At 64.9% G+C, this 7,874-nt stretch carries 10 protein-coding genes and 1 pseudogene; 5 read left to right on the top strand and 6 right to left on the bottom strand.

Going from position 1 to position 7,874, the window contains the following annotated elements; all coding sequences use genetic code 11:
* The coding region (locus tag JQC81_RS31455) for an ATP-binding protein (RefSeq protein WP_246520814.1) at positions 1-712 on the top strand (712 nt) is incomplete at its 5' end.
* Here JQC81_RS31455 and JQC81_RS31450 read toward each other — a convergent pair.
* The 5 genes from JQC81_RS31450 to JQC81_RS31430 all read right to left on the bottom strand — a co-directional run bounded on the left by JQC81_RS31450 (position 713) and on the right by JQC81_RS31430 (position 3,801).
* Positions 713-1,072: a tRNA-binding protein gene (locus JQC81_RS31450; RefSeq protein WP_203275700.1), complete on the bottom strand. Its 360-nt coding sequence runs from the start codon at positions 1,070-1,072 to the stop codon at positions 713-715.
* Between the two features lie 18 nt (positions 1,073-1,090).
* Positions 1,091-1,780, bottom strand: a complete 690-nt coding sequence (locus tag JQC81_RS31445) for a TetR/AcrR family transcriptional regulator (RefSeq protein ID WP_203275702.1) — start codon at positions 1,778-1,780, stop codon at positions 1,091-1,093.
* A 99-nt stretch (positions 1,781-1,879) separates the two neighbouring features.
* Positions 1,880-2,707, bottom strand: a complete 828-nt coding sequence (gene proC / locus JQC81_RS31440) for a pyrroline-5-carboxylate reductase (RefSeq protein WP_203275699.1) — start codon at positions 2,705-2,707, stop codon at positions 1,880-1,882.
* Between the two features lie 71 nt (positions 2,708-2,778).
* Positions 2,779-3,279 carry a type III secretion system chaperone family protein gene (locus JQC81_RS31435; RefSeq protein ID WP_203275698.1) on the bottom strand — a complete coding sequence of 167 codons (501 nt, stop codon included), beginning with the start codon at positions 3,277-3,279 and terminating at the stop codon, positions 2,779-2,781.
* A gap of 243 nt (positions 3,280-3,522) precedes the next feature.
* Positions 3,523-3,801: an accessory factor UbiK family protein gene (locus JQC81_RS31430; RefSeq protein ID WP_203275697.1), complete on the bottom strand. Its 279-nt coding sequence runs from the start codon at positions 3,799-3,801 to the stop codon at positions 3,523-3,525.
* Between the two features lie 135 nt (positions 3,802-3,936).
* On the opposite strand from JQC81_RS31430, the gene lgt reads away from it, so the two are divergent.
* From lgt to pgeF, 3 genes are read left to right on the top strand one after another with little or no spacing between them, the layout of a single operon-like run.
* Positions 3,937-4,794 carry a prolipoprotein diacylglyceryl transferase gene (gene lgt / locus JQC81_RS31425; RefSeq protein WP_203275696.1) on the top strand — a complete coding sequence of 286 codons (858 nt, stop codon included), beginning with the start codon at positions 3,937-3,939 and terminating at the stop codon, positions 4,792-4,794.
* Positions 4,791-5,867 (top strand): class I SAM-dependent methyltransferase, encoded by a 1,077-nt coding sequence (locus tag JQC81_RS31420; RefSeq protein ID WP_312887624.1) that lies wholly within the window; start codon positions 4,791-4,793, stop codon positions 5,865-5,867. The genes lgt and JQC81_RS31420 overlap by 4 nt, the downstream gene beginning before the upstream one ends.
* 9 nt (positions 5,868-5,876) lie before the next feature.
* Positions 5,877-6,644: a peptidoglycan editing factor PgeF gene (gene pgeF / locus JQC81_RS31415; protein WP_203275695.1), complete on the top strand. Its 768-nt coding sequence runs from the start codon at positions 5,877-5,879 to the stop codon at positions 6,642-6,644.
* Here pgeF and JQC81_RS31410 read toward each other — a convergent pair.
* Positions 6,634-7,389: an SDR family oxidoreductase gene (locus tag JQC81_RS31410; RefSeq protein ID WP_203275694.1), complete on the bottom strand. Its 756-nt coding sequence runs from the start codon at positions 7,387-7,389 to the stop codon at positions 6,634-6,636. The genes pgeF and JQC81_RS31410 overlap by 11 nt on opposite strands.
* A gap of 293 nt (positions 7,390-7,682) precedes the next feature.
* Between JQC81_RS31410 and JQC81_RS31405 the strand changes: the two are divergent.
* Positions 7,683-7,874, top strand: a pseudogene (locus tag JQC81_RS31405) (outer membrane protein); the annotation flags it as partial.

The raw sequence follows: 7,874 nt of genomic DNA, 5'->3' as shown, positions 1-7,874 counted from the left end.
CGATTTCCGCCCGCGCGGCGCGCGCGAGGTGCGCCAGGCTGGCCACGCCTTCCTGGAGATGAAGCGGCGCATCGAGCGCAACATGGAACAGCGCACGACGATGCTCAACGGCGTGAGTCACGACCTGCGCACGATCCTGACGCGCTTCAAGCTGTCGCTCGTCTTCCTCGAACAGACACCCGAAGTCGAAGATCTCAAGCGCGACGTGGACGAGATGAGCCGCATGCTCGAAGGCTATCTCGCCTTCGCCCGCGGCGAAGGCGGCGATGCGGGCGAGCAGGCGGTGGAGACGGATCTGCGGCAGTTGCTCGAAGAGGTGCAGTCGGACGCCGAGCGGCAAGGCCACGTGACGGAACTCGAGATCGTCGGGGATCCGATGATCACGGTGCGCCCCGATGCGTTCCGCCGCCTGCTGTTCAATCTGGTCGGCAACGCGGCGCGGCATGGCGACCAGATTGAAATCACGGCCAATCACGAAACACGCTGGCTGGTGCTGCATGTGGATGACGACGGGCCGGGAATTCCATCGGAGATGCGGGAAGAGGTCTTCAAGCCCTTCGTGCGCCTTGACGAGGCGCGCAATCAGGATGAGGGCGGCTCAGGTCTGGGCCTCGCCATCGCCCGCGACGTCGCCCGCTCCCATGGCGGCGACATCGTGCTCGGCGACAGCCCGCTCGGAGGCTTGCGCGCAACGGTGCGCCTGCCAGCCTGATCAGTAAAGCCTTCCACCCACCGGCACGTCCCGATCAGGGCGGACCAGCATGACGTCACCGTTGGCATCGGGCACACCGAGCGTCAGCACCTCCGAAAGGAACGGCCCGATCTGACGCGGCGGGAAATTCACCACCGCGAGCACGAGCGTTCCCACGAGATCCTCCGGCGTGTGGTTGACCGTGATCTGCGCCGACGAGCGCTTCGTGCCGATTTCTGGGCCGAAGTCGATCGTGAGCTTGAAGGCGGGTTTGCGCGCCTGCGGAAACGGATCCACGGCAAGAATTCGCCCGACACGAATGTCGACCTTCAGAAAATCGTCGAAGGTGATCTGCGACGGGATCGAATGCGCCTGATCCATGTGCCCCTCTGCGTCTTGTCAGATCGCCGCTGCTGGGTTCTCCGCATCGCCATTGTCATCCGTGGCCCGATGCCTCTCAGAGCGGGACGAGCGGCGCCCCTGCATGAAGGCGCGGCCGACCGCGCGCAGCGGAGCGCTCAAGCGGCGGAGATCCTCAGCCCCCTCGACGATACGCTCGCCGCGGCGCAATTCGCGGTCGAGGCGTGCCATCGTCCTGGCCTGGGCGGGATCGTCATCCTCAAGCCACGTGCGCATGGTGTTGGCATAGACCAGCACCGCGCCCTGGAGCTTCAAGGTGCCGAGCGGCCCCTCCGTGGTGATGCCGGCTGCCGCCAGCATGAAGCGCTGGGAGTTGAGCGCCACCTGGTTGAGCGCTGCGAGCGATACGGGGTCGTATTGCAGGTCCTGCGAGATCCGGCGCAGCGCCTCCTTGTAGGGCTGCATCGCATCGAAGCGACGCATCAGCACATCGAAGATACGCTCACGGGCAGGCTCGCCGGCGAGGTCGTCCGTGGTGCCTTCCAGCACCTGCTTGTCGATCATGCGGGAAAGACCGCCGAGCACCGCACCCTTCGAGGGGAAGAGATCGCGGAACTCCGCGAGCGAGACATTAGCAGCCTTCGCAATGTCGGTGATCTCGATCTCATGCCAGGAGCGCCGGGCGGCGAGATCCATAAGGGCTTCGATGATGGCCTTGCGCTTGTCCATCGGAGCTGTGGAAGCCTGTGCCGTCACGATCAACCTCCTGAAAATATGCCGTTGAGGCTAATCTAGGGATGCAGCGCCGCAATCCCAAGGCTCAGAGGTTCAACCGGCGAGTTCCTCTGCGCGCCGCTTCGCCGCGGCCACGGCTTCGCGCATGAGCGCCCTCATCCCGTTCGGGTCACGCATGAGCACTTCGAGCGCCGCCGCCGTGGTGCCGCCGGGCGAGGTGACGTTCTGGCGCAGCGTCGCAGGCGGCAGATCGCTCTGGAACAGAAGCTCCCCTGCCCCGGTCACCGTAGCCCGCGCAAGGCGCTCGGCGAGTTCCCTTGGGAGCCCGGCCACGGTGCCTGCCTCGGCGAGACATTCCACGAGATGAAACACATAGGCCGGCCCCGAACCCGATACCGCCGTGACGGCATCGATCAGGTCTTCCGTCGGCAACCATTCGACAATGCCGTTGCTGCTCAAGAGCGCATCCGCCATGAGGCGCTGCTCTTCGCTCACCTGCTCGTTGGCGGCCGCACCCGTGGCGCCCCGCCCGATGCTGGCAGGCAGGTTCGGCATGGCGCGCACGATCGAGCGCGAAGCGGGAAGCCTGGAGCGCAGGTCATCGATGGTCTTGCCGGCAAGGATGGAGATGATAAGGGTCTGAGACCCGAGGCAGGCGTTCAACGAAGACGCCGCCTCGTCCAGCATCTGCGGCTTGATGGCGAGTACGAGCACATCGGGCGCGGCGGGGTTCGCGGGGTTGAGAGCAATCCCCCGCTCCTGACAAAACCAGGTCATCTCCTCGGACGGGCGCGGGTCGAGAACCGTAACGCCCTCAGGCTTCATGCCGACTTTGAGCCACCCCTCCAGCATGGAGCCGCCCATTTTGCCGGCGCCAACCAGGATAAGAGACGAAGGGAGACGGGGAGCGTTCGGAGACATAAGCTGACCTGACGCAAGAGATGCGGAATACCGCTATCTATCCCTGCCGATCAGGCTCTGTCGAGGCAGGTTCAGGCCTCGCCTTCGGTTTCAAACAGGACGCTGTCGAGAGCTTCGCGGGCCGACTTGCCGGCCCAGATCACGAACTGGAAAGCCTGGAAGTAGCGCTCGCAGGCTTCCACCGCGACCCGCAGCATGGTTTCGCACTGCCCGTCCGTCGGATCGGCACCGCCCGCGAGCAGCAGAGCGTGGCGGAACATCACCACGTTTTCGGTGCTCCAAAGATCGAAATGCCCGACCCAGAGCTGTTCGTTGACGGCGGAGATGAGTTGGACAACCTCCTGCCGACGCCGGTCCGGCACCTTCAGGTCGAAGGCACAGGCCATGTGCAGGGCCTCCACGTCCTCGATCCAGGTGAAGGCGACGTCGTAATCGGCCCAGCGACCGGCGACGGAGACAGACATCTCGTCTGCCTCGGCGCGATCGAAGATCCAATGCCGCAGGGCAGCCAGACGCTCGACCACGTCGAGAGGGTGCTCCGCGCGGTCGATTTCAAGATGAATCTGCGACATGTCGATCCGATCAACTCAATCGCCCGAACATGGTAAACACATTCGGGCAATACCATTGCGTCAATCCGGGCAAACTTCGGAGGAAGACCTCGGAATACCTTCGGTATTCGGAGCTCCTGCCGCAGCAACCTCGAATCAGCTCATAAACGACAGTCTTAGATTTCGGCCCCTGTCACAATGCGCCGGGTTCACCTGTCCACAACAGGAGCCCCGCGCCGGATGCAGGCCGGCTTTTCACCCCTTTCAGGGTGTTGCAGCGCTCGTGCGGTCGGAAGACGCGAGCTTCGCCTCGAGTTCCTTTACCCGTGCGTCGAGCCGCTCGTTCTCCTCACGGGCCGCGATCACCATCTCGCGCAGGACCTCGACCTCTTCGCGGGTGGCGACGTCCATGTCCTTGATCAACCGCTCGAATTGGCTGCGGACCACGCTCTCGACCTCGCGCCGGACGCCCTGGGCCGCGCCGGCGGCATCGGTGGCAAAGCGGGCGAGTTCATCGAAGATCCGGTTGGACGATTGGGTCATGGGTCAATCCACAGCGCTCATGGGGCTCATCGGCCCTGGAACGCCACACATGGGCGCATTCGCCCTAAACTGCAACAGGGTTGACGATCCTCGCCCGAAGGGTCCAATGGCAGCCCGTTCCATCAAGGCCCGCCCATGCCGCTCTCCTTTCCACTCATCGACCCGATCGCCTTCTCCATCGGCCCCCTGGCGATCCGCTGGTACGCGCTCGCCTATGTGGCGGGCCTCCTGGGCGGCTGGTTCTATGCCAAGCGCCTGGCGGCAAGGGCGGATCTCTGGGGCAACTTGCGGCAGCCCAAGCCCATCGATGTGGACGATCTCATCGTGTGGGTGGCGCTCGGCGTCGTGCTGGGCGGGCGGGTCGGCTACGTGCTGTTCTACAACCTGGGCTCCTACCTCTCCCAGCCCCTGGAGATTTTCGCGGTCTGGCGCGGCGGCATGTCCTTCCACGGTGGCTTCCTGGGCGCCGTGCTCGCCATCGTGCTGTTTGCCCGCTCGCGCGGGCTGAACCCGCTCGCCATACTCGACATGGCCGCCGTGGTGACGCCCATCGGGCTGTTCTTCGGCCGCATCGCCAACTTCATCAACGGCGAGCTGTGGGGACGGCCGGCACCCGACTTTCCCTATGCGGTGGTCTTTCCCCATGCAGGCCCCGTCCCGCGCCACCCGAGCCAGCTCTACGAGGCTTTCGGCGAAGGCCTGATCCTGTTCATCGTCATGGCCTTCGCGGCGCGGCGCTTCGGGTTTCGCAGGCCGGGTCTACTCGGGGGCATCTTCGTGCTGGGCTATGCCCTGGCGCGCATCGCAGCCGAGTTCTTCCGTGAGCCCGACGCGCAGCTCGGCTTCCTCTTCGGCTCCTCGGTGGAAGCATTGGGCGGCGGCATCACCATGGGTATGCTGCTTTCGATCCCCATGGCGCTCGTGGGTGTCGGCGCCATCGTGATGGCGGCCCGGGGCCTCACGCGGCCCCGCCGCGCGGTCGAGGCGGCGTGAGGCCGCTGAAGGAAACATTGCGCGAGACGATTGCCCTGGAGGGGCCGATCTCGGTCGAGCGCTACATGGGTCTCTGCCTCAGGCACTACTACGCCACCCGCGACCCGCTGGGCGCCGCCGGCGACTTCACCACGGCACCGGAGATCAGCCAGATGTTCGGCGAGCTGATCGGCCTCTGGATGCTGGAGGTCTGGAACGGCATGGGACGCCCTGCCCCGTGCCGCCTTGTGGAACTCGGACCGGGGCGCGGCACCCTGATGGCGGATCTCCTGCGGGCAACCCGCCTCCTGCCCGGCTTCAAAGCGGCTGCCACCGTTCACCTCGTCGAGACGAGCCCCTCCTTGAAGCAGCGCCAGCAGGCCGCCCTTGCTGCTTCAGGCTTACCGGTTCAATGGCATGACCGGATTGAGGATGTGCCGTCAGGCCCAACCCTGCTCGTCACCAACGAGTTCTTCGATGCGCTCCCGGTTCGCCAGTTCGCTGCCACCGACCGGGGCTGGTGCGAGCGGCTGGTAGGCCTTGACGGTGAGGACCTGATCTTCGGCCTGCGCCCAGAGCCGGAACCCGCACTCGGCAAGCCGCTGCGGCTGGGCGACATCCTTGAGTGGCCCGCCGTCTCGATCGACATTGTGGGCACCCTCGCCGGCCGGCTCGCCCATGACGGAGGAGCCGGCCTGATCCTGGATTACGGCTATTGGGGCCCGGCCTTCGGCGACACCTTGCAGGCGCTAAAAAACCACCAGCCTGTCGATCCTCTGCAGGAGCCGGGCGAGGCGGATCTGACCACCCATGTGGACTTCCATCGCCTCGCGCAGGCTGCCGCAGCGCAGGGATCGCGGGTCCACGGCATCGTCACCCAGGGCGACTTCCTTCAGGCGCTAGGGATCGAAACTCGCGCCAATGCCCTGAAGGCTCACGCCACGCCGGCCCAAGCCGCCGACATCGACCGCGCCCTCGCACGCCTGACCGAGCGCGGACCGACCGGCATGGGAGAGCTGTTTAAGGTTTTGGCCGTTACAGATGAAGCCATCCAGGCAGTGCCCGGATTGCCCGCCCTGCCCTTCTCTTCGTAAGATCGCCCCATGTTCATCCAAGCCCCCGCCCTTTCATCCCAACCCGGTATTCGCCACGCCTTCTTCACGCGGGAGGGTGGCGTCTCGGAGGGGATCTATGCCTCGCTCAACGGCGGCGTCGGCTCTTCCGACGATCCCGAAAAGGTGCGGGAGAACCGCCGGCGCATGGCCGAGGCGCTCAGCGTCGTGCCCGAGGCCCTCATCAGCGTCTATCAGGTCCACTCACCCGACGCGGTGATCGTGGAAGGCCCCTGGTGCGGTGAGCGCCCCAAGGCCGATGCCATGGTGACCTCCGTGCCGGGCCTCGCACTTGGCATCACGACGGCGGATTGCGGGCCGGTTCTGTTCGCCGATGCTCAAGCCCGTGTGATCGGAGCGGCCCATGCGGGTTGGCGCGGGGCCGTGACAGGGGTTCTCGAAACCACTGTCGAGACCATGGAGCGTCTCGGTGCTAGGCGCAAAAACATCGTCGCGGTGCTCGGGCCCACGATCAGCCAGAAAGCCTATGAGGTCGGCCCAGACTTCATCGAGCGCTTCAGCAAGGAAGCGCCCGGCCATGAACGCTTCCTCAAGGAGGCGCGGAGGCCGGGCCATGCCATGTTCGATCTTCCCGGCTTCATCGGGGCCCGCCTGGAAGCCGCAGGAATCGGCACGTTCACGGATCTCGGGCTTTGCACCTATTCCGGTGAAAATCGGTTCTTCAGCTACCGTCGCACCACTCACTGCCAGGAGCCGGATTACGGCCGCTTGATCTCGGCCATCGCGCTCACTCCCTGATGCCGGCGACGTCCGGCGTCTCCCAGGCGAGATGCTGGCCGCCATCGACGGCGATCATCTGGCCCGTGACGCTGCGGGCCTCAGCGAGGTAGAGCACGGCATCGGCGATCTCGTCCGGAGTTCCGCCATGGCCCAGCAGCACGGCGCTGCTCTGCTTTGAGAAGTCCTCATCCCCCTGGCGCACATTCGACAGGGTCGGCCCGGGTCCGATGGCATTCACCCGGATCCGAGGCGCCAAGGCCTGGGCCATGGTCTGGGTTGCCGTGAAGAGAGCGGCCTTGGTGAGCGTGTAAGAGAAGAACTGCGGCGTCAGCTTCCAGACCCGCTGGTCGACGATGTTGACGATGGAGCCCCGGCCGTCGGCGGGCAGTTGATGCGCGAAATCCCGAGCGAGGAAGGCCGGCGCCCGAAGATTGACGGCAAAGTGCCGGTCCCAGCGCTCCTGCGACAAGGTCTCGACCTCGTCGGGTTCGAACTCGGAGGCATTGTTCACGAGGAGATTCAGAGGACCAAGCGCCTGCACGGCTTCCGGCACCAGGCGACCCACGGCTTCTCCGTCAGCGAGGTCGGCCTGAACGACAGCCGCCTTTCCACCGGCTTCCCTGATCCGGGATGCCATGCGTTCCGCTTCGTCCGTGGAGCGGCGGCAATGGATCGCCACCGCAAAGCCCTCTGCTGCGAGGCGCTCAACGATTCGTCGTCCGATGCGCTGGGCTCCCCCTGTCACGAGAGCTGCATTTTTCATTTCAACCTCTTGAATTGTAAGCTTGTAGCGTCAGCTATCCGCCTTCGCCAAGAAAATGACATTTTTTCGCTGCCGCGTCGAACCAACGGCCAAGCTGTGCGTTGTAGGTCCAGCGATGTCGCAAGGGGTTCAACTGCGTATTGCCGCCACAATCCTGCCACAGCACTTCTTGGCCGCTGTGGTTGTGAGGTCACAGCCCTCGCGAGGTTGTCGCTCTATAAATGGGGAGTGCCCGGCTTGAACCGACGATAAGTGGGTCGGGCTGGCATGACATCGATTAGGAAAGAGAAACCATGAAGAAGATTCTTCTCGCCAGCGTCGCCCTCTTCGGCTTCGCCGGGGCTGCTGCCGCTGCTGACCTGCCGGTCCGCTCGGCTCCTCCGGCTCCGATCATTGCTGCTGCTCCGATCTTCACCTGGACCGGCTTCTACGTCGGTGTGAACGCCGGCTACGGCTGGTCGAACGACGACTTCGACTCGGTTGAC

Source organism: Microvirga arabica (assembly GCF_016811235.1).
GTDB classification, from domain to species: domain Bacteria; phylum Pseudomonadota; class Alphaproteobacteria; order Rhizobiales; family Beijerinckiaceae; genus Microvirga; species Microvirga arabica.
The sequence above is the reverse complement of the archived record's forward strand: the minus strand, read 5'-3'. Positions and strand labels throughout refer to the sequence as shown.

Excerpts from the sequence above, each read along its gene's own strand:
- JQC81_RS31450 (WP_203275700.1), bottom strand. The coding sequence starts at position 1,072 with ATGGATCAGGCGCATTCGATCCCGTCGCAGATCACCTTCGACGATTTT.
- JQC81_RS31445 (WP_203275702.1), bottom strand. The coding sequence starts at position 1,780 with ATGGACAAGCGCAAGGCCATCATCGAAGCCCTTATGGATCTCGCCGCC.
- proC (WP_203275699.1), bottom strand. The coding sequence starts at position 2,707 with ATGTCTCCGAACGCTCCCCGTCTCCCTTCGTCTCTTATCCTGGTTGGC.
- JQC81_RS31435 (WP_203275698.1), bottom strand. The coding sequence starts at position 3,279 with ATGTCGCAGATTCATCTTGAAATCGACCGCGCGGAGCACCCTCTCGAC.
- JQC81_RS31430 (WP_203275697.1), bottom strand. The coding sequence starts at position 3,801 with ATGACCCAATCGTCCAACCGGATCTTCGATGAACTCGCCCGCTTTGCC.
- lgt (WP_203275696.1), top strand. The coding sequence starts at position 3,937 with ATGCCGCTCTCCTTTCCACTCATCGACCCGATCGCCTTCTCCATCGGC.
- pgeF (WP_203275695.1), top strand. The coding sequence starts at position 5,877 with ATGTTCATCCAAGCCCCCGCCCTTTCATCCCAACCCGGTATTCGCCAC.
- JQC81_RS31410 (WP_203275694.1), bottom strand. The coding sequence starts at position 7,389 with ATGAAAAATGCAGCTCTCGTGACAGGGGGAGCCCAGCGCATCGGACGA.